The sequence below is a fragment of the Microbulbifer litoralis genome (assembly GCF_023634065.1).
Classification (GTDB): domain Bacteria; phylum Pseudomonadota; class Gammaproteobacteria; order Pseudomonadales; family Cellvibrionaceae; genus Microbulbifer; species Microbulbifer litoralis.
In genome coordinates this window covers 159,018-179,912 of record NZ_JALKCV010000004.1, presented here as the reverse complement: position 1 = coordinate 179,912, position 20,895 = coordinate 159,018, and the positions used below count along the sequence as shown (strand labels likewise).

The 20,895-nt window shown below is 58.1% G+C and carries 19 protein-coding genes; 3 read left to right on the top strand and 16 right to left on the bottom strand.

Translation table 11 applies throughout. From position 1 onward, the window contains the following. Positions 1-45: 45 nt before the first annotated feature. Together MWN76_RS08270 and hrpB are read right to left on the bottom strand one after the other, a co-directional pair. Positions 46-1,605 (bottom strand): glycoside hydrolase 64/thaumatin family protein, encoded by a 1,560-nt coding sequence (locus tag MWN76_RS08270; protein WP_250460923.1) that lies wholly within the window; start codon positions 1,603-1,605, stop codon positions 46-48. 438 nt (positions 1,606-2,043) lie between these two features. Continuing rightward, positions 2,044-4,599, bottom strand: a complete 2,556-nt coding sequence (gene hrpB, locus MWN76_RS08265; protein WP_250460922.1) for an ATP-dependent helicase HrpB — start codon at positions 4,597-4,599, stop codon at positions 2,044-2,046. A 196-nt stretch (positions 4,600-4,795) separates the two neighbouring features. On the opposite strand from hrpB, the gene MWN76_RS08260 reads away from it, so the two are divergent. Beyond that, positions 4,796-5,542, top strand: a complete 747-nt coding sequence (locus MWN76_RS08260) for a siderophore-interacting protein (protein ID WP_250460921.1) — start codon at positions 4,796-4,798, stop codon at positions 5,540-5,542. Positions 5,543-5,559: 17 nt separating this feature from the next. On the opposite strand, the gene MWN76_RS08255 is transcribed toward MWN76_RS08260, so the two are convergent. After that, positions 5,560-5,709, bottom strand: a complete 150-nt coding sequence (locus tag MWN76_RS08255) for a DUF3096 domain-containing protein (RefSeq protein WP_250460920.1) — start codon at positions 5,707-5,709, stop codon at positions 5,560-5,562. 289 nt (positions 5,710-5,998) lie between these two features. Here MWN76_RS08255 and MWN76_RS08250 point away from each other — a divergent pair, with 289 nt between their 5' ends. Next, a complete protein-coding gene (locus MWN76_RS08250) occupies positions 5,999-6,514 on the top strand; it encodes a GFA family protein (RefSeq protein ID WP_250460919.1) in 516 nt (171 codons plus the stop codon). Positions 6,515-6,712: 198 nt separating this feature from the next. Here the strand turns inward: MWN76_RS08250 and MWN76_RS08245 are convergent, their stop codons facing one another. The 3 genes from MWN76_RS08245 to MWN76_RS08235 form a co-directional block, all read right to left on the bottom strand. After that, complete coding sequence (locus tag MWN76_RS08245; RefSeq protein ID WP_250460918.1) at positions 6,713-8,848, bottom strand: prolyl oligopeptidase family serine peptidase; 2,136 nt, start codon at positions 8,846-8,848, stop codon at positions 6,713-6,715. A 237-nt stretch (positions 8,849-9,085) separates the two neighbouring features. Next, positions 9,086-10,054 carry an alpha/beta hydrolase family protein gene (locus MWN76_RS08240; protein WP_250460917.1) on the bottom strand — a complete coding sequence of 323 codons (969 nt, stop codon included), beginning with the start codon at positions 10,052-10,054 and terminating at the stop codon, positions 9,086-9,088. Positions 10,055-10,462: 408 nt separating this feature from the next. Further along, positions 10,463-11,362 carry a LysR family transcriptional regulator gene (locus MWN76_RS08235; RefSeq protein WP_250460916.1) on the bottom strand — a complete coding sequence of 300 codons (900 nt, stop codon included), beginning with the start codon at positions 11,360-11,362 and terminating at the stop codon, positions 10,463-10,465. 100 nt (positions 11,363-11,462) lie between these two features. Here MWN76_RS08235 and MWN76_RS08230 point away from each other — a divergent pair, with 100 nt between their 5' ends. After that, entirely contained in the window at positions 11,463-12,566 is a 1,104-nt protein-coding gene (locus MWN76_RS08230) for a citrate/2-methylcitrate synthase (RefSeq protein ID WP_250460915.1), read from the top strand. Between the two features lie 27 nt (positions 12,567-12,593). Here MWN76_RS08230 and MWN76_RS08225 read toward each other — a convergent pair whose 3' ends face one another. The 10 genes from MWN76_RS08225 to MWN76_RS08180 form a co-directional block, all read right to left on the bottom strand. Then, positions 12,594-13,127, bottom strand: coding sequence for a hypothetical protein (locus MWN76_RS08225; protein ID WP_250460914.1), 534 nt, complete (start codon positions 13,125-13,127; stop codon positions 12,594-12,596). A 127-nt stretch (positions 13,128-13,254) separates the two neighbouring features. Beyond that, positions 13,255-14,556, bottom strand: a complete 1,302-nt coding sequence (locus MWN76_RS08220; protein WP_250460913.1) for an alpha/beta hydrolase-fold protein — start codon at positions 14,554-14,556, stop codon at positions 13,255-13,257. A 310-nt stretch (positions 14,557-14,866) separates the two neighbouring features. Further along, the gene (locus tag MWN76_RS08215; protein WP_250460912.1) at positions 14,867-16,537 is read right to left on the bottom strand and encodes a sulfatase family protein; all 1,671 of its coding nucleotides are present in this window, start codon (positions 16,535-16,537) and stop codon (positions 14,867-14,869) included. 388 nt (positions 16,538-16,925) lie between these two features. Continuing rightward, positions 16,926-17,435: a DUF3592 domain-containing protein gene (locus MWN76_RS08210; protein WP_250460911.1), complete on the bottom strand. Its 510-nt coding sequence runs from the start codon at positions 17,433-17,435 to the stop codon at positions 16,926-16,928. A 68-nt stretch (positions 17,436-17,503) separates the two neighbouring features. Continuing rightward, complete coding sequence (locus MWN76_RS08205) at positions 17,504-18,193, bottom strand: alpha/beta fold hydrolase (protein WP_250460910.1); 690 nt, start codon at positions 18,191-18,193, stop codon at positions 17,504-17,506. Next, complete coding sequence (locus MWN76_RS08200; protein WP_250460909.1) at positions 18,190-18,357, bottom strand: hypothetical protein; 168 nt, start codon at positions 18,355-18,357, stop codon at positions 18,190-18,192. The genes MWN76_RS08205 and MWN76_RS08200 overlap by 4 nt, the downstream gene beginning before the upstream one ends. Positions 18,358-18,516: 159 nt before the next feature. After that, complete coding sequence (locus tag MWN76_RS08195; RefSeq protein WP_250460908.1) at positions 18,517-19,059, bottom strand: pYEATS domain-containing protein; 543 nt, start codon at positions 19,057-19,059, stop codon at positions 18,517-18,519. A 388-nt stretch (positions 19,060-19,447) separates the two neighbouring features. After that, on the bottom strand, positions 19,448-19,960 hold the full coding sequence (locus MWN76_RS08190; RefSeq protein WP_250460907.1) for a PIN domain-containing protein: 513 nt from the start codon (positions 19,958-19,960) through the stop codon (positions 19,448-19,450). Between the two features lie 9 nt (positions 19,961-19,969). Beyond that, on the bottom strand, positions 19,970-20,203 hold the full coding sequence (locus MWN76_RS08185) for a UPF0175 family protein (RefSeq protein ID WP_250460906.1): 234 nt from the start codon (positions 20,201-20,203) through the stop codon (positions 19,970-19,972). Between the two features lie 190 nt (positions 20,204-20,393). Beyond that, positions 20,394-20,744 carry a hypothetical protein gene (locus MWN76_RS08180; RefSeq protein WP_250460905.1) on the bottom strand — a complete coding sequence of 117 codons (351 nt, stop codon included), beginning with the start codon at positions 20,742-20,744 and terminating at the stop codon, positions 20,394-20,396. Positions 20,745-20,895: the final 151 nt, after the last annotated feature.

Below are 20,895 nucleotides of genomic sequence, written 5' to 3'. Positions count from 1 at the left end.
ACCGGCCCCGGGTTGCACTGTTGCGAGTGCCTGAAGGTGTTCGGATTACTCCGGGCAGTAAAAAGTCACCTCGTAGCTGGTCAGTGTGGAGGCCGGGCAGCTCGACAGGCCGAAGCCGTCGTCGTAGGCATAGGCGTAGGTCTCGCACACCGAGTGGATGTAGTTGCGGTAGGCGCTGCCGTCGGCCGGGCCGGCGCGGCACTCGGGCTCACTGACCGGAGGCGTGGGGCAGGTGTACATCTGTGCCTCGGGCGCGTCCGGCGCGTAGGTGGGCGTGTTGCCCCAGTTGCCGTAGGTCAGCTTGCCCGCCGGGGAATAGCAGCCGCCGGCCGCGCCCGTCTGTGGATTGCTGGCCAGCAGGTCCATATTGGACAGGTGCGGGAAGAGGCCGTCGGTGCTCAGGTCCACGTTGCGCGGGCAGTCGCCCAGGCGCAGGCCGGAACAGTCGATGGTGCCGTCGGTGGGGCCGCCGGGGCCGGCGAAGGGCCCGGAGGTCACCGGCCCCTCCGGGCAGTAGCCGTTGACCTCGACTTTGATCGGTGCGGTAAAACCGTCCACGGCACTGGAGTTCCACCAGTCGGATCGCCCCAGTGCGCCGCCGCCGGAGGGATTGGTCTGGCACTGTGACTCGCCGATGCCGGTGATGCAGCCAAAGGTGGCCTCGAACTTGGAATCGATCGGCGGCGCGCAGCCCTCGGGCGGGCAGGTGAAGCCGAATTCCTGCGGGCCGCCACTGGCGCCGATGCGGCAGTTCATGCCGCCGCCGTCGCAACCGAACGCCGGCCAGAAGCGCATCGCCGCCAGCCCCTTGTCGGGAATGTTGTAGCTGATCGACTGGCCGCTGGCCACGGCGGTGTGATTGGGCGCGTTCAGCACGCCGCCCTGGAAATCGGGAACCGTCAGCCAGTGAACCCACATGGTCTCGCTCGGGCAGGCATTGTGAATGGTGAGGCGCGGATGGCTGCCGCCCGCGGACGGGTTGCCGGGATCGAAGCTGCCGCCGCCCGATGAGCCGCCGGAGCTGCTGCTACTGCTGGAACTGCCGCCGCCCCCGGTGTGGGTATAGGTCTGCCAGGGGGTGTCCACGGCGCCCTGCGGCGTGTTGTAGGTGAAGGAATACTGCACCTGGTCGCCGTTGGCGAGCCCGTCGAGCTGCCACTCCTGGCGGCCGTTGGCCGTGTACATGCGGAAGTTCTGCTGGCCCTGGGTGTTGAGGATGTAGTGGATATCCGCCCAGTCCGCGGTCTCGACATAGAAAAGGGCGGCGGCGGAGCCGTAGGCTTCCACGCCGTAGTCGCCGCTGCCACCGGCGCCGCCCCCGGAAGAGGATCCGCCGGAAGAGCTGCTGCCGTCGCAATTCCCCAGCGCCGTCCAGGCCTGGGCCCAGGCGCTGCCGGCGCCCGGCTCGTAGGCCCAGGCCGCGGTGGAAGAACACCAGCCGGGAATATCGCAGTTATAGGCCTCGCCGTTGTTCTGCACATCCTGGTCCTGGGCGTAACTGGTTCCGGCGCTGTAGCCGGGCATGCCACTGCAGTCCACTGCCAACCCATGCGTGGAAACCAGGCCGGCGGCTGTGGACAGCAGCAGGGTGGATAGAAGTTTCATCTTCGCTTTCCCCGTGTCGTTATTGTTGGGATGCTCGCCTGCAAACTTCCGAAGCGGATTTCACCCCTGATTGTCGACCGGCAAGCCGCCCGGCGGCGACCCACAACAGGGTGGAATTGGAAAGTGGTACTCGAGATAGAAGTTATTTGGCGGGGAACTTTTCTGTTTGTGCAGAATTCGAATTATTTTAACCAGGATCACTGCAACGATACTTTGTTGGTTATTTCAAAATTATTTTGACCAAAGCCCACCTTCCGGATTGACAGGCGTAGCCCGGATGGAGCGCAGCGGAATCCGGGACAGGGTGTGGCCCGGCACGATAATCCCGGATTCCGGCGCTGCGCGCCTCCATCCGGGCTACGCCCTGCCAGTCATCAAAATCTTCAAAACAGTACACCAGCTGCCAGCTCGATAGTACCTCCATCCCTGCGATCGATATCAGGGATTTTCCATCCGTTTCCTGGTCTTGCTCGTTGCCTGTGCCGTCAATGGATCGTCCGGCCAGTAGTGTTTCTGGTATTTGATCCGCAGTTCCTTCTTTACTTCCGCATAGGTATTGGCCCAGAAGCTGGCCAGGTCGCGGGTGACCTGGACTGGTCGGCGGGCGGGGGAGAGCAGGTGAATCATCAGCGGGTAGCGCCCCTTCACGATTGCCGGGGTCTGGGGTTGCCCGAACATCTCCTGCAGGCGCACCGCGAGCACCGGTTCTTCCGCGGCGTAGTCGATACGGACACGCGAGCCGCTGGGCACCCGGATATGGCTCGGCGCCAGTTCGTCCAGCTGTTGTCGGGTCAGCCAGTCCAACTGGGCCAGCAGGATCGAGTGCAGGTTGAGCTGTTTCAACTGGTCGAGTCGGCTGGCGCCGTTCAGGTGCGGCAGCAGCCAGTCTTCCTGTGTGTCGAGCAGCGCCGCGTCGCTCCAGTCCGGCAGTTGGGCCGGCGCCGGGAAATGGTCCGCGTTGCGGCGCAGGAATGCGACCCGCGCGCGCAGGTCCTCCGCCTCCCGGTTCCAGGGCAGCAGTTGCAATCCCTTTTGCCGGATCGCATCCAGCAGCGCGCGGCTGAGCAGTTCCGGCGAAATATTCCGGGCCGGCTGTTCGTCGAGCACCAGGCGGCCGAGGCAGGTGCGCTCGCTGGCAACGGCGCGGCCGGCACTGTCATCCCAGCGCACGGATTCCCCGCGCTCGATCTGTGCGGAAAAAAAGTCGCGCAGCGCGCGCTCGGAAATGCGCGCGGCCAGTTGAATGCGCGCGTCGCGGCCCTGGCCGTCCAGTTCGGCAATTACCAGGTAGTCTGCCAGGGCCAGTTCGTCGTCGTGTGAGAAGTGGGCCCCGCGTCCGTTGGCCAGCAGGAAGCGGCGCCCGCGGTCGCGCCGGCTCTTGGCGATACGGTCCGGGTAGGCGAGGCCGAGCAGCACACCGGTGCGATCGGAGGAATCGATCAGTGCATCGTTATCGTTCACCGGTGCAGCGCCCGGGCGGATCTTCTCCAGTTGCCGGTGCCAGCTTCCGGCCTGCCGGCGAATGCGATGCACGGCGCCGCGGTCCACCGCGGGATTCCCGCCCTTGCCCTGCAGCAGGTCCGCGCGTTTCTGGATATCCCGGTCCCAGCGCGCTTCGCCGCGGAACAGATCGCGTTCGGACAGCAGTGCGGCCAGCAGGCAGGCCTCTTCGGCCAGCCCCAGGTCGAGGCTGTGGAGCATCATATGTGCCAGACGCGGGTGGGTGCCGAGTGCCAGCATCGCCGCGCCGTGTTCGGTAATGCGCCGCTCGCCGTCGAGGGCGCCGAGCCGCTGCAGCAGGTCCTGTGCCTGTGCCACCGGGCCCGGCGGCGGCAGGTCCATCCAACGCAGCTCTTCGGGTTCGCGCACACCCCACTGGGCCAGTTCCAGCATCAGTGGCGCCAGGTCGCTCGACAGGATTTCCGGGGTGTTCTTTGCGGCCAGGGCCTGTTGTTGCGATTCGCTCCACAGCCGCAGGCAGTGGCCCTCGCTCAGGCGCCCGGCGCGGCCGCAGCGCTGGGTGGCGGAGGCCCGCGAGATACGGGTGGTCACCAGTCGATTCATGCCGGTGTTGGGATCGAAGCGGGACTCGCGCATCAGGCCCGAGTCCACCACCGTGGAAATCCCCTCGATGGTCAGGCTGGTCTCGGCCACGTTGGTGGCCAGCACGATCTTGCGTTTGCCCGGTGGGGCGGGGGCGATGGCGGCATCCTGCTGTTGTTTGTCCAGGTCGCCGTACAGCGGTGCCAGCAGGATTTCGTCGCGGCCGGAGAGTTTATCCCGCAGCAATGTTTCGACCCGCCTGATCTCGCCGACGCCGGGCAGGAAAGCCAACAGGCTGCCCGCGTGTTCATCCATCCAGGCGGCGATCTCGCGGGCCATTGCGCCCGGCAGTTGCCGGGTGTCGTCGGGGATGCGTTGCCGCGGCAGGTAGTGCACATGCACCGGATAGCTGCGCCCCTCGCTAGTGACCACCGGTGCGCCGCCCAGCAGTTCGGCCACACCTTCCGTCTCCAGGGTGGCGGACATCACCAGCAGCCTGAGATCGTCGCGCAGGCACTCCTGGGATTCCAGGCACAGCGCCAGCGACAGGTCGCCCTGCAAATTGCGCTCGTGGAATTCGTCGAAGATTACCAGTGCGGTCCCGGCCAGCTCCGGATCGGACTGCAGCAGCCGTGTCAGGATGCCCTCGGTCACCACCAGGATGCGGGTGCGGGCGCCCGCCCTGCGCTCGGCGCGAATCTGGTAACCCACCGTCTCGCCGACGGGTTCGCCCAGCAGTTCCGCCATCCGCGACGCGGCACTGCGCGCGGCCAGCCGGCGCGGCTCCAGCACAATAATATTCCGCTTCCCGAGCCAGTCGCATTCAAGCAGCGCCAGCGGCACGGCGGTGGTCTTGCCGGCACCGGGCGGGGCCTGCAGAACGACATTGCTGTGTTGCGCCAGGGCCGAGAGGAGCCCGGGCAGGGCGGTTTGAATGGGTAAATCAGGCATGGTGGGATTATACCGGTTTGGGCCGGCGGGTGACGGCGTCGATCCGCTCGCGCAATCCGTTGTCCATTTGGTTGACGAGGTCAACCATTGGGCGTATTGTTGATCATGTCAACTATCTGGTCCCGCGCGACCGGACGTCGGATCGGCAAACAGGCCGGACCGGAAAACAGAAAGGATCGACAAAAGGGGAGATACCATGGCAAGACCGCCCGCAAGACTGATGGAAGTCATCAGGTCCGATTACGTGACACCGCATATGCTGCGGATAACCCTCGGCGGAACGGGAATGAACGATTTCCCGCCCGACCAGGAGAGCGCCTACGTCAAGCTCCTGTTCCGGCAGGGCGGGGATGCGCGCCCGCTGATGCGCACCTACACCATTCGCCACCAACGGGCGGATGAAATCGATATCGACTTCGTGATCCACGATCACGCCGGCCCCGCTTCTTCCTGGGCACAGGGCGCGCAACCGGGAGACAGGATCATGGTGGGCGGGCCCGGGGCCCGCAAGCTGATCAATCCGGAGGCGGACTGGTTTCTACTGGCAGGGGATATGACCGCGCTGCCGGCCATCAGTGTGAACCTGGAGATGCTGCCGGAGAGTGCCCGCGGCCACGCCGTGCTGACGGTGGTGGACGAAGCGGATATCCAGCCGCTGAAGCATCCGGCCGGAGTGGAGATCCACTGGATTGTGGAGCCGCAGCCGGCGGAGGGGGAATCGTCAATTCGCGCGCATATCAGTGGCCTGCCCTGGCCCGACGGGCAGCCGTCAATATGGTGCGCCAGCGAGTTTCAGGAAATGCAGCTGCTGCGCCAGTACTTCCGCGAGGAGCGCACCGTGTCCAACCGGCACCGCTATATTTCCAGCTACTGGAAGCGGGGTGTCAGTGAGGACCAGCACAAGCAGGCCAAGCGACAGGACGCCGAGCGTGAATCCGATTGAGCGCCGTGCCGCTGCGGTCAGAGCTGGATATTGATATTGAATATCTGGATCAGGCCGATCGCGATCAGGTAAAAGGCGACGATATAGTTCAATAGCCGCGGCTTGATCAGTATCGCTATGCCGGCGATGATGGCGAGGATGGGGAGCAGCTCGAGATGCAGTGTCACTTTGGCACTTCCTGTTTCATGTTGAGGTTGTCCGCCAACTGTACGCCGGGCAACTTCCGGATACAACGAAGCCGTGTTGAAATTACCCCATCTGGTCAATCCGTCCTGTCTCCCGTCTTGCGTGTACATCAATATGGAGCGAAAAGCCATTGTTTCGGCTGCCTTCTTTATCGTGTGATACGCGTACCGGTTCGTTCGCCCGTTGACTTCCGGTGACAGGAGCCTACCCTCGAAAGCTGCTGTAACTGCTGAGGACTCTTTCCGCGAAATGATCGAGGAGTCAACAATAATGACTGCGAATTATCCCCTGGAAGGCGGTTGTGGCTGTGGCCACCTCCGCTACCGAATGAATACCGCGCCGCTGGTCGTACACTGCTGCCACTGCAGATGGTGTCAGCGGGAAACCGGCACCGCCTTTGTGATCAACGCGATGATCGAATCCGATCGGGTGACCAACCTCAACGGCGAACCGCAACTGTTCCAGACGCCTTCCGAGAGTGGCCGTGGGCAGCGCATCGCCCGTTGCCCCAAATGCCTGGTGGCGGTCTGGAGCCATTATGCCGGCAGTGGACACCTGACGAAGTTTGTACGGGTCGGGACCTTGGACGATCCCGGACGGTTGCCGCCGGATGTCCATATCTATACCGGTTCCAAACAGCCCTGGGTGGAGATTCCCGGCTCGATGCCGGCCTACCCGGTGTTTTATGAACGGGAGGATATCTGGCGCCGCGAGAGCCTGGAACGGCTGGCGGCGCTCGAGCCGGCTATTGCGGCCTATAAAGCATCGTTGGCGGAAACCGGTTAGTTGATCCGGACATTCCTGTACCTCCCCTGATGCAACCCTGAAGAGGCGGATGCCATTAGCAGGTGTTTGATTATTGCGCCGACCGCGTTCTTTTGCCGTCTGCGAGTGAACCGGGAGGAAAATGGGGGAAACCTGGCCCGGGGACATCGCGAACGACAGACGCGACACGCCCGGGCCGGGCAGAAGTTGGAGGGAAGCTTATTGCCCGGCGGCGCTTGTCGCCCCGGACTGTTGGTTGTCCAGCGACGCCCACAAGTGCGCATACATCAGCGCCACACGGTGTGCCAGCTGCTCGTTGGTGGCGCTGCCCTTGTGGCCGCCCTCGAGGTTCTCGTAGTAATCCACACGCTGGTTCATGGCTTCCATCTTCGCCGCCATCTTGCGCGCGTGGCCCGGGTGGACGCGGTCGTCGCGGGTGGAGGTGAAGAAGAAAATCGCCGGGTAATCGGTGCCTTTCTCCAGGTTCTGGTAGGGCGAGTACTCCTTGATAAAGCGCCAGTCCTCCGTGTCCGGGTTGCCGTATTCACCCATCCAGGAGGCGCCGGCCAGCAGCTTGTTGTAACGCTTCATATCCAGCAGCGGCACGCCGCAGATCACTGCATTGAACAGATCCGGGCGGCGCGTCATGCTCGCGCCGACGAGCAGGCCGCCGTTGCTGCGGCCCTCAATGCTGAGGCGGTGCGGGTTGGTGATCTTGCGTGCGATCAGGTCTTCCGCCACCGCGGCGAAGTCCTCGAAGGATTTTACCCGTTTCTCGCGCAGCGCCGCCGCGTGCCAGGCCGGGCCGTACTCGCTACCGCCGCGGATATTCGCCAGCACGAAGACACCGCCGCGCTCCAGCCACAGCTTGCCGTAGGCGCCGTTCAATGTCTCGTAGGAGCCGGAGTAGGACGGCAGCAGCGCGTTGCGGAAACCGCCGTAGGAAAACATGTGGGTCGGGTTGTTGCCGTCAAACTCGATATCCTTTGCCATGACTGCAAAGTAGGGCACCTTGGTGCCGTCGGCGGATTTTGCGAAGTACTGCTCGATCTTGAACTTGCTGCCGTCGAAGGTCGGTGACTGCACCAGGATTCGATCCAGTTTGCCGGCCTCCGCATCGTAGTGGTACAGCGTCGGCGGCGTGACAAAGTTTTCCCAGCGCAAGTAAGCATTGCCGGTGGTGTCGTCGTAGGTCGCAATCGCCAGTTGGCCGTTGTCCGGGAAGGGAATCGGGGTACGGGTAAAGCCCTGTTCGCCGCGGGTGTAGAAATAGGCCCGGCCCTTGACGTCGTCCAGCATGGTCACCAGCACGCCGGCTTCGGAGACCGCCACCGAATTGACCACTTCGGTTTTGCTTGGGGTGACCAGGTTGGAAATCCGGGGATCGCCCGCGACCAGTGAATCCAGGGATACCAGCACCAGGCTGCCCAGTGGCCAGGTCCTGTCGCCGGTTTTCCAGTCCTTGTTCAACTTGACCACCAGCGAATCGCCCTGCGCGCCATAGATCACCGCGCTTTCGGGCAGGTCCAGCGGCAGCACCTCGCCGTTGCGATAGACGGAAGTGCGGCTGTGCCAGAAATCCAGCGCCTCGCTCAGCAGCAGTGCGCGCTCATCCCCGGAGCCGACTTCGACCGGGCGCAGCCAGACGGAATCCGTCGCCACTTGCTTGACGATCTTGGCATCTTCCAACGGCTGGCTGCGGTGCCAGAGCCTGGTAGTGCGGGCGTAACCGGAGTCGGTCGCCGCCTTGTCGCCCTTGGCGCTGGCCAGCAGCACTGTGTCGGCGTCCACCCACACGGCAGATTGTTTGGCGATCGGCGAATAGAAACCGCCGATCACGGTCCTGCGGCGCTTGGCATTGAACTCGCGCAACTCCACCGCGTCGCCACCGCCTTCGGACAGTGCCAGCAGACAGCGGGTCTGGGCATCGTCCTGGCAGGTCATGCCCTTGAAGACCCATTTCTTGCCTTCCTCCACGGACAGGGCATCGACGTCCAATACCGTCTCCCAGTCGTCGCTGCCGCGATTGAAGTCGTCCACCTCGATGCGGCGGTAGAGGCCGCGCGGGTGATCCTCGCTGTGGTGGTTCTCGTACAGCCAGTCGCCTTTGCGGGTGAGTTCCGGCAGGCGATCCTCCGCATTCAGCGCGGCCAGGGCATCGCTGTAGAGGGATTGGTACAGTTTGCTCTCAGCCAGGTGGGCCTGGGTTTGGGCATTCTGCTTCTTGACCCATTCAATGGCTTTCTCGCCTTCGACATTCTCGAGCCACAGGTAGGGATCTTCGGCTGCCAACGCTGACTGTGCAGACAGCAGAGTCAGCGCCGCAATGGTCAGATTGCGAAACTTTATACTCATATTTTTCTGGCCTGTAGAAATTTATATCGGACACGCCGGTGTCGCGATTGGTCAGTGGGACAGGATAGGTAAAGTGGGGTGGCTGTGTAAAGATTGTGCGGTTTTGCTTGCGATATGCAATCAATTTTTTGCGACGAACAAGTGGGTGCCCAAATCGATCTGGGGTTGTTGAGAACCGGTGAAATACCATCTCTTCGAGGCGCTAACAGCCGACTATCCCGATGGCCGGACCGACTGTTATCCGCCCCTCTGGGCTCCAGTTCGATTTTGAGTTTGTAATTGCCGTTTGAAAAAATCGACAACCGCGGCGTTCATTTCCCTGTGCCAGGAGACCCGGTCGAAGCCTTCCGGATCTTCGCAGATACCGGGTGCGGACTCCCTGAATGCGGGGGTGCAGGGGGCCAGGTAGGCAAAATGCCCAGCGCCTCGCGCGACGCGGTAATCCCGGACCTGTGGCAGAGATGTCCGTATTGCCTTTACATGCTGGAATTCAACCCCGTCGCCCCCGTTTTCGGAAGCCCACAACTGCACGGGCGTATGTGCAGACTGCAAGCCGGAGGCATCGAACAGATTCAGGGGATCCATGACCACGGCTGCGCGAATACGCGGGTCTGCGTGGGGAGTAATCCGGGCTTCATCGGCTTTGAGCTGGCGACACTGCCAGTGTACGAACGACCACCATTCACTGCAGAAGCGCTCGGCACTGGCTGGGATACTGGGTACGGCGCCGGACAATATCAGGGCGGTGGTTCCACCGCGGGAAAAGCCCATAACACCGACCGCATCCGGATCCAGGTTTTTACGCATTGACCAGCTTTCCTGCATAAACGAAATGGCACGGCTCACGTCGCGAGGCCGGGATTCGAAAATATCCAGTTGATGTGCCCCCGAGTCGTCGTCATAAAAATCCCCGGGGTGATTCAGCGTCAGCACGACAAAGCCCGCATCGGCCAGGGCCGTTGCGGTATCGTGATGCCCGAGGAGGGATCCCCCGTATCCATGCGAAATGACAACCAGGGGCAGTGACTGGTCCGTAATGGCGCAATCCGGTATGGCCTGCACAATATAGGGACCTATCTCTGATGTATCCGGCGCGTTCGCGCAGGGGCTCCACACCATGGCTTTTATTGCCGGCTCACCGCTGGACGCGGGAATTTCAAGAGGTTTAAAACCCGCGGCCAGGACGCTTTCGGCTAGTGTGGACAAGACAAGCAGCAGTAAGCTTAAGCTGGGAAGCCATCTGGCGCGAGACCGGGAAACAAGGAATTTGAAGTTTGCCGGCAGCGCCGGGTGCAAGCGTACGCGTGGCGGGATTGATATATTCATTCTTCCAGAAAATCTATTCAACAGTTCCTGTTTATTATTAAGACTTACGGTCGGGTTGTAGCGCCTGCGACGTATTGCGGGGACGGATCTCTGCCGCCGAGACTGCGCCACTTCACCGAACGCAGCATACCGTAATTACTACAGTCGATTACCACCGGCCACCGCATCGCAACGTTGGTTACCGCGCCATTATTTTTTGTTATCGGTGGTCGGTGAGGCACGATCATGGCGGGGTTCAACACTTCCCCATGTCGGTTTCAGCCAGAAGGCAACGGTATGACGGCAGGGCTAATCGGGAACTGAAGCGCCCTCAATCCAGTAGCGCCGGCACACCTCGATAAAGTCCCGGGCCACCGAGCTCAGTTTTCGATCCCGGCGGTAAAACAGCCCCACCTGGCGCTCGATGCGCGCGAAATCGAATTCCTGCAGAGGGCGGAAGTGCTGGATATGCGGCAGCTGCCGCGTCACCTCGGTGCTGATGTAGCCCACGGCCAGGCCCCGGTCGATCAGGTTCAGGCGCACGTTCAGGCTGCTGATCTGCCAGATCATCTGGAAGTTGTCGCGCAGCTTTTCCTGGTAGGGGCGCTGGTCCGGTTCGTCCAGCGACGACACCACCAGCGGGATGCGCCGCAGGTCGCCGGCGGTCATCTGCGCGCGGTAGAGCGGGTGGGCCGGGCTGATCATCAGCAGGCGGTGCTCGTTGTACAGCGGCTCGGTGCTGAACCGGTCCATCCGCGTCTGGAAGGGCCCCAGGCCCATCTCCACCTCGCCGCTCATCACCGCCGGAACAATGGCACGGGAGGGTTGTTCCACCAGTTTCAGCCGCGCCTCCGGCCAGCGGCCGATAAAGGTGTGGATCAGGTCCGCGCCGGCAAAGCGGTTATTGGTGCTGTCGATGGCGACACTCAACTGCTGGTCCAGGCCCCGCGCCAGCCGTGACAGGTCAGCCAGCACCGTCTGTTCCTGCTGCAACTGGTCGTCCACATGACGATAGAGGCGGCGGCCCGCGCGGGTCAGTCGCACCGGCCGGTCGCGGATCAACAACGGCTGGTTCAGCTTCAGCTCCAGTTGCTTGATGGCCTGGCTGACCGCGGATTGGGTCAGGTGCAGTTCCTGGGCCGCAGCGCGAAAGCCACCGGAACGGGCCACGGAGTGAAAGATGCGCATCTCGCCACTTTCCAGGCGCATGATAAGCCCTGCTAATCATTCGTTTATAAGGTTTAATTAGATTAACAGCGACACTGCCTTTTTAATAGCGCCATCACAGGCACAGTGCGAGGAAGTTGCTATGACCGAGGAGATCAATGCCGGTCTGGAAGGCGTCGTTGTGGGCGCGACGGAGTTGTCTAATGTCGAGGGCGAAGTCGGCCGCTTGACCTACCGCGGGGAATCGATCGAGACCCTGGTGCAGCGGGATTTTGCCGCCGTGCTCAACTGGCTGATGACCGGCGAGTGGCTGGATGCGGCGCAGTGCCGGGAACTGGACCGCTGGCTGGCGGACGAATCCGAGCTGAGCGCGGTCGAGAGCCGGGTACTCGAGCAGCTGCCCCGCGACACCCATCCGATGGCGGTGCTGCAGGCCCTGGCGCCTATCGCCAGCCTGGCGCCGGTGCGGCAGGCACCGGCCTGGCTGGGCGAACAGTGGGTGCCCGGCATGGTGTTGGCGGCCCGCATCAACGCCGCCGTGCGCGTATGGCACAACCTGAGCCAGCGCGGAGACGTCTTCGCCGTGCCCGCCGGCCTGGGCTTCCTGGAAAAACTGCTGTACGGCCTCAATGGTGAGGCGCCGGAGCAGCGGGCCCTGCAGGCCATCAACACCACGCAGATACTGCAACTGGACCACAGCTTCAATGCCGGCACCTTCGCCGGCCGGGTGATCGCCAGTACCGGCGCGAGCCTCGCTGCCAGCGTTGCCGGCAGCCTGGGGGCGTTGTCCGGCCCATTGCACGGTGGTGCCGACGAGGCGGCGGTGATGATGGCCCGCGAGATCGGCAGCCCGGAAAAAGCCGATGGCTGGGTGCGCGATGCCCTGGCCAACAAGGTCAAGATCATGGGCATGGGCCACCGTGAATACAAACGCCTGGACCCCCGCGCCGCCATCCTCAAACCCATGGCGCGCCAGTTCTGCGAGGGCACTGAATGGCAGACGCTGATGGAGACCCTGGTCGCGGTGGAGGATACCTGCCAGGACGTCTTCAGTGCCAAGGGCAAGGAGATCCATGCGAACCTGGAGTTCTACAAGGGCGCCGTCTACCTGGCGCTGGGCATTCCGGAGCGTTACTTCACGTCCCTGTTTGCCTGCAGCCGGGTGTTCGGTTGGATTTCACACTTCCACGAGTTCAACAGGGAGCCGCGATTGATCCGGCCGCGCGCGCTTTACGCCGGGCGTTGAATAAAACCCGGGGAAGAGGGCGCTGCGCTACCAGTTGGCCGCCTGCCCGGCATTGAGGTCAAATTCCCGCTTGACCGCATCGATAAGGCCGAGCTGCGCCTGTGTCGCCTCGGCCTCAAAGTCCGCCACCCTGTGCATCATATCCAGCAGCTTGTCGATATGGCTCTGTCGATAATCGGCCTTGCTGGGCGCGAGCACATGGCGTACTTCGGCGGACATATCCAGCACATCCCTGAGCATATAGGTTGATGCCGAGAACAGCTCCAGCGAGCGGCCGCGGCTGATACCGAACTCCTGCTCGAACAGCCTGAGTACCTCCAGTTTTGTGTCGCGGGTGATCTCACCGTCAGCCTTGGCTACCGCTACAACCAGCAGCGCCGCGGCATCCATGGAGTCTGTCAGGCCGTGCATCGGCTTGGTGCCGAGTTTCTTTTCCCACTTGCGGCGGCGCGCCCAGGTGAAGGGATTGAAGGCATTCAGGTTGACGCCGGCGTTCTGCAGGCTGTTCAGGGCCCAGAGCAGGCCGGCGATGGCGGTGATGATGCCGATAATGATGTGCATGGCTTCCCTTGTTGTACAAACTTTAAACGGCCATTGGTTGTTTCCCGGCCGCTGTCGGGTATTTCCCTGTTCTCGTCAGTATGCCGGAGTCCGGAGCCTGTCGCCAGATCCCGGAGGGAAAGCCGCATTACCGATAGATTTTCCTTTTTATCTGCTCATCTTCTGTCAGTTCTCTCAAAAGTTCGTTGAGCTGCGTCTTCAGCTGTGGGGCGACATTGTCATCGATAGATAAAGCCTGTTCTAAAACCGACTTTGCCCGCTCAAAGTCATGATCTGCAATAAGCGCCTCCGCCAACGATTTGTACGCTAACGGGGACCCCGGCTGATAGGAAATATAACGCTCTGCGACCTGAACAGCCTCTGCAGCCCGATCTTGCCTGGCCAGGTCCTTAACCAGAAATCCCAGCCGGTTGACACTGTGCCATCTATCCGCCCTTGGCAGTATTTCGAAGCCGGTTTTCCCGCTGAGCTTGTCGAAGTGGTTGTCGATGTTTTTGAGGGCGTTACCCGGTTTCTTGACGATATCCCGGTAGCGGGCAGACCAGTCTTTATAGGGGAAGTAGTAATCGGTCGCACCCAATAAAGATTGAATGTAGGACCCGTAATGCTCCCCATTGTCGAAAATTTCGATTTTTGAGGAAATATCCGGGTTGTCTATTTCTTCCAGATTGCGTTGGAGTGCTTGCAGGTTGGAGTTATAGCGCGAATCCTTCCCTATATCGCTATCGGCAGTTGAAATATAGATCTTCAATGGCTTCGGGTTCTTGTAATTCTGCAATCTTCTGGGGAGGGATTCATAAAAAGGGGAATCTTTGCGCAGGCCCATTCCCAGAATATCCGCTGCAGCATGGACGATATAAAAATCAAACAGTTGCGGCTTCTCGTGTAAAACCCAGAGCGGAAAAAATGCGCTGCCCGACACGCCAATCAGCGTTGTATGGCCATTGGCCCGGTACTCAGTCTGCAAGTAGGGTATCAACTCTTTCTCAAAAAATTTGAGATACAGTGCTGGATTTCCCCATGGTTGCATTTTCTCCGCCGGCCTTTCTCCCCACATGCCGTTATGGTGGATAGCGGGGTAGCCGCCGCCCCCATTCAGGCTCACCACGATACTCTGGGGCAGCCGTTCCACATCGCCGAGATGGTTGTAGACATGGCTTGTGATGCCGAAGAAGCGTTCGCCATGCATGTCATTTGCAAATACTACCGGGTATTGATGATCCTTTGAGCTTTGCCCGTAGTGCTCGGGTAGTGAGATATTGATGGACACGTTTCGATCGAGAGTCTCTGAGCGGAGTTCCAGCTGTCTGGCTACGACCACTTCTTTCGCGCTCTGCAGCTCAAGCTGCGCCGCCTGTGAAAAAGCGGGAAGGGCGCAAAGTGAATATACAATAAATAGAGATCTCGCTCTGGTCGCAATGTTTTTCATGCAAGACACGCTTTGATTTTCCCAGGTTCCATATGCCAGATTCTATCTGAAAGTGCCGAAGCTTTCCGGTTATCACTTGAAATCCAGGAAGCTATCCGTGCCACGTTCGCAACGGAATATTCCTGTATTTACCGCATTGGTCGTCATTCCGGACTCGATCCGGAATCCAGTGTCGCAGGAGCACCAGACCCGGAATCGTCCTGTTATACCGAACCCTGTGCCGGGATGACGCACACCAAGGTGCGAATACTGTTCAATAGTCGGCGAGTACGGCTCCACTGTCTTTCAGCCACATCTGTCCGCCGCTATATCAATTGCCGGGTTGCCCATTGGGGTGTAAACGTTTTTTGCCCCGCTGTTGCAGCAACAGGGCCTCCAGCGCCCTGATCACGGTTTCATGGGCGCGTTTCTGGCCGCAGGTGCCGGCCAGGTTGATGCTTTCGAGTGGATCTTCGCTCAGGTTGTACAGTTCAAACTCGGCCGGACCGCCTTCGGGTTGCATCAGGGTGCTCTGGTCCGGATTGCTCGCACCGCCCCAGAACTTCGGATTGCTGTAGTAGCGGGAATATTTCCAGTGCTGCAGGTTTCCATTCTCGTCCGGCAGGTCCGTGATAACGGTCTCCACATGGCAGGGCTCGGTGATCGGGGTGTACGGGTTGCCGCGGGGGTTGACGTCGGTCAGGCCCTCGCTGACCTCGTCATCGGTCATGAAGTACAGCGCTTCGCTGCTGTCGCCGCTCACGCCGCCACTGCGGATCAGCTCGGAAAGATCCGCGCCCACCAGCGGATGCACTTCGGAGTGACTGGGTTTGAGCTTGTCGGCGGCTTCGCCCTGGTCGATGCCGGCCAGGCCCATCAGCGTCGGAACGATATCCACATGGCTGCTCAGCGCCTGGCTGTGTTGCTGGCCGCTGAATAGTTGTGGATTGGAGATGATAAACGGAACGTGCAGGGTCTCTTCGTAAGCGTTGTACCACTTCTGGTGCATGCCGCCGTGTGCGCCCAGCATGTCGCCGTGGTCGGAGGTGTACACCACGATGGTATTGTCGAAGAAACGGCTGTTGCGCAGGCGCTGGTAAACCTTGTGAATTTCCTGGTCGACCACACACTGCAAGTGATAGTACAGCTGGAAGTACTGTGGAATGGTCGGGTTGCGGAAGAACATTTCGCCGTATTTTTCGACATAGTCCTTTTGCGCCCGGGGTTTGGTGGACAGGTCCTCGCAGCGCGTCGGCGGCATCGGCAGTTCCAGGTCCTTGATGTAATCGGGGAACTGGTAGTCGTAACCAAAGGACAGCCATGGCGTGCCGAAAAATACGATATCGTGCGGATTGGTAAACGAGGCCACCGTCAGCCAGGGTTGATCGCTGTCGTTGTTCTCCAGGTCGTCCAGCAGGCGAATCACCTGGCTGGCAAAGCCCGGGTCCCGGTTGATGCCCATATTGGCCTGTGCGGCACCGTGCGGATCGGGGCCAATCCAGCCGTCGAAACCGAAGTCCTGCAGCTTGTTGGCGGCCTTGTACATCTCCACGGCGCGCGGTATCGGCGAGCCGTCGCTCTCGGTGCTCATCATGATATCGACGCTGCCGGGCAGAATGATATCCGGGTGCGACAGGTGCCACTTGCCGCGGTAGAAAGTGCGGTAACCGCCGGCCCGGAAGTAGTCTCCCATGGTCGGCACGGTGTTGGGGTCCAGGTAGAACATATCCGGGTCATACCACTGTTTGGCCATACCCGAGGTCTGGCTCACACCGTGCAGGGAAGGGTACTGGCCGGTATAGATGCAGGCCCGGCTCGGGCTGCAGGCGGTACTGGCAGCGTAGTGCCGGTGCATCTCCAGGCTGTTTTCGCGCAGGGCGGCGACACCGTGCAGGTGATCCTGGCGGAATTTCTGGATGGATTCCTCCTCGTAGACCGGGGGGTAGCGTTCCTCGTCGGTGGTGATGATCAGGAAATTCCAGCGGTTATTATTGGATGTCATCTATGACCGTCCTTGCCTTGTGGATGAGTGGGTGTTGGTTGAAAGCACAAATTACTATCACTGCACTGGTTTTCGGTATCTGCTGAAGTTGGTGTGCAGAATATGCGGTATAGAAAGTCTACGTTTTTATCCCGGAAAGTCATTCGTGAGTGATGGCGGTATTTATAGTTATCGAAAAAATATGAGTATTGGAGGCAGGCTGCTTGGCATCAAGCCGTCGATATCCATATTACCGGATCACAGATGTTTATTGTAAGTCAGTGTGTAATTGATTTTCCCTCTTTGAGTGCAAGTTTAGCTATCTTGGTTATTTTTCGAAGGGGCAATTCGGGAGGCGCGGGGGCTGCCATTTTCTCTGGGTGAATATAATCGATTAGTGGTTGAGGAGTTATAATTTCAACGTCTCAGATGGAAATTGTATGAACCAGCTCCATATTTCATTTAGCTGCTCGGCATTGATAAAGGTCAAGACGAAGCCGATTAGCAAAAAGAGGCACGGGGAAAACAGGCCGCTCTGCTGCAGGTATGACTTTGACGGATTTCTGGGGTTGAAATAGGCATCTCTTGTCGATCCGGAAATAATCGGCAGCAGATCTTTTGTACTTATTGGCAGGATCTTGACTGAGTAAAGCTTTGTGGAGGTATATACCTTTCCGTCTACGGTATAGGTATATTTCAGTATGGGACGATAGGAGGTGGACTTGACCGTCCTGGTGGATGAGAAATATTCGCCGACATAGATATGCTGGTCTTCGGACACATACTTGTCTACCTTGCTTTCCTCTATCTTGGCGGAGGTTCTATGCCACTTTTTTCGGGTTGTGGCACTGATCAGGTAAACAATTGAGAGAAGTGTAATCGTGTATCCGATGTAGTGGATTATCTGGATGGCTTTCATTATTGTTCCTGATAATTATATCGTGTATAGGGCTGGTTCCGAGTGGCAATAATTGCTGTAACCTGATGTCAGCGGCCAGATATAAGTAGCCTCGCGATTTTCTGGACAATTTTCCAGCACTCATGTGGATTGGTCTGCAAGATAAAGTGGCATCCCTCCAATTCCCTTATCGCCAGGTCCGGGCAGACCTTTTTGAAGGTTTTTATTGCCCGTGGCGAAACAAGCCTGTCGCTTCTGGGGCGAATATAGGTGCAGGGAATATCGATCTTCCGATCCGGAAGGCGGAGTTTTGAGATTTGCTTGAGTCGGTGATGTAGAACCGAGTTGTCCACTTTGTTTAACGACTCTTTGAGGAGCGCCGTAAGCGCCTTGGATCTGGCGCGGCCAAATGCCAGTTTTCCGAGAATGGGGGAGGGGATTACCCGGCTTTTGAGAATCTGTGGTGGCAGAAGCGGGGCAATTCGGGCCAGTGCCGATGGCCCGCTCAGGAAACTGGCTGCGAAAACGATATGCCGGATATTTGCGATCTGTTTCCGGGCGATTTCGTAGGCAATTCTACCGGAATAGGATTCCGCAACAATGATTATGTCTTCGCTTCCGATCCCGGAGAGTATATGTTCTGCCTGATCCATATAGCTCAGGTAAGGTTCCTGCCTCAGTGGCAATGGAGTCACTTCGTATCCGCTTGGTGCACAGGCGACAAACGGCTCAAACAGCGAGCCGGTTCCGTCCATTCCTGGTAATAAGACAAGGTTCAAAGCTCGATGTTTCCCACTTCCGATTCAGATCTGATCCTGTGGCCAGGGAGCTGGAAGGTCATGGTTTCAGCACCTGGGGTTCGGTTTACGGCGATGACCATATAAAGGCTCAAAAATATTGTAACGGTGTAGCCGATATAGTTGACTGTCTGGGTGATTTCCACTGTCATTCCTGGCATTAAATATCTTGTTAACCGGTAAAAGGCCATTCTGGATAGGGCTAATAGTGCGAATACAAAATGTCGAGGTTGTCCGGTTACTCGCAAAGCGAGCCTTGTTTTGTTAGCGAGAGGGGCAGATCATAAATAGATCTGCCCTTTTTGTTAATCGTCGTTATTTTCCAATGTTAGGAATCTCTGCCTTCTTAAAATTTGGCCATCACGCAGATAAATGGAGGCCTTTATTGTAAACGCTCCCCAACACTTAAACGAGTCAACGAATGGCGGCGCATGCACAATTTTTATCTTATTTTTAAACGTTTGGTGACGCTCAAATTCAACTTTCTCAATTTGCTGGACGAATCCATCAGGCGCTTCCAGCGTAACTTTTACCCGCCAATATTTTGCATCTGCCGGTTCGCTAGTATGAGACAACGTTATAAGAGTAGGATCAACCTTCAGCTCTTTGCTTTCCTTGTCGCTTTCAATCTCCCTCTTGTTTACTAATTCCGACAGTTCCTCTTTTACCTCTTGAAGTTCATCAAATTCCCAGCCACCCGGGGCTTTCCTGAGCCGCTTTATGAGGCCAGGTATCGCATCTTTGATTTCTCTGTAAAAAATCAATACGGCGGCCAGGAATATTACTGGCCAGGATGTTAGCAACTCGAATAATCGAAAAATTGCGTCTATGATTTCTTTGTTTGTCATTATTCTTGGTTCATCCTGGTTGCACAGCGTTGCCATAACCGGTAGTCGGAATCGGAATGGATTGCAGGCTTTCCGGCGCCGATAGGCGAGAAGTTCATGGCCTTTATATTACTCAAGTCTATATTTTTATTGTGTTTATTGCCATATTTCCCGCGCACGCTGAAATGTCGATCATCTATGATCACTTTTACGTGGACGGTTTGGGATTGAGTAATAGAAGCTGCCATATGTTGTCAGAAGTGACTTCTATTTGATCAATTCATTTCGTCATTCAAGGAAAAGGGCGGGCAATGCCGACTCTTGTAGATAGCATACAGTGGTGTGTGCCCCGTGGCTTTCCAGTAACAACCTTGACCTCAAAGCCTATTGCAGAGAGCTTTTCGGGCATTTACCAATGTTTTCTGGCTGGAGCTTCTCCCGCCCGGGTCAATGCGAGCTGGTAGATATCATCGCCCAGTCGAAAGCCCGTGCTGCGCAGCTTGTCCAGATACGGTTTTACCGCTGCCATATGGCCCTTCTTCTTCGCCTCCAACAGAACGCCAACCATGCCGATAATGCTACGCAACAGCTTCTTCGCGACTGTTCGGCCCGCAATCTCGTCGATAATCAGTACATCGGCGTTCAGCTCCAGGGAGAGGGCAATGGCTTCGGACTCGCCGAGGTCCAGATACCTGGTCAGTTTCCTGACTACCGCCTGATTCCTGATTTCGACGACTTTGATCCAGGGTGAGTTCAGAACCTGAAGCGCACCGGGCTGGGTACGTTTGACTTGGGCCAGTTCCGATAGGACGGCTTCAGGAATAAGTATCTCGCCGTAGAGCTTTTTAAGAATATTGAGAGCGCCAATTTTGGCGAGGTGGGTGATCGCAGTTGTATCGCTGACGACAATCCTGTTCATCATTCCATGTCCTTATAGATCGTTGTCTTTTATATCGTCAACCAGGTCGTCCAAACCGTAGTTGACGTTTTCTCCTTTCTCTGCGAGCAGGTTGTGGAAGTCGAATTCAGACTTTCCGATCAGCTTACCCGCTTGAGATCCGTGGATACCTTTGTACTTGTAGAGTGCGATGGCGAGTAGTTCGCGTGCTTCCTGTTCGTCCACACCGATCTTGGTCATTAAGGCTTCGTCGAGTTCGATTTTCATGTCGATTCCTGTTGAGTTATCAATTTAATGTTTTTGTTGAACGAAAGAAAATCCTGTTTTAATCGAGCCGGAAACAAGAATTCCACTTGAACACTCTCCATAAGATACGGAATCTGGAGTAATTCGATATAAAGCGAACAGGCCAAATTCTTTCTTATGTCCGCAAGGACCGTCCCACTTTTCGTATGAGTTAATGCAATGGCAGGTCGGCCTTGCTACCATGAAAGTCGCCATCCTTAAACAAAAGCAGTGTTCCATTCACCTGTAAGCCCTTTCTGTCAGAACCCCAGTCGATATGTATGTCCGAAACTTCCACTATGCGAACGCTTTCACTGCCGAACTTGGCTATAGCCAATCGCTGTATATTTTCAAAAGACGTATCGGCCTCAGATTCGTTAAGAATGCCTTCAATTTCACTTGTGGTTATAAATTGTTCTGCCCAAGCCTCTTTGAATCTCTGCACCTCTCTGTACAAGTTTACATTGACCCCGACCGAAACCAGGAATACCAAGCTGAGAATCAAGGAAAATTTTCTATTCATACAAGCATTAACGCCGGCAACCGAAGGGAACGAACTGCTCGCCCTTGTTAACTGTGCCTTTCATCGAGCCGCCTTGCCATTAATGTGTAAATGAATCCCGCGCAGACTGAAGCCACCATTGGTGGAATGTATACAAGCGCAAATACTTCAT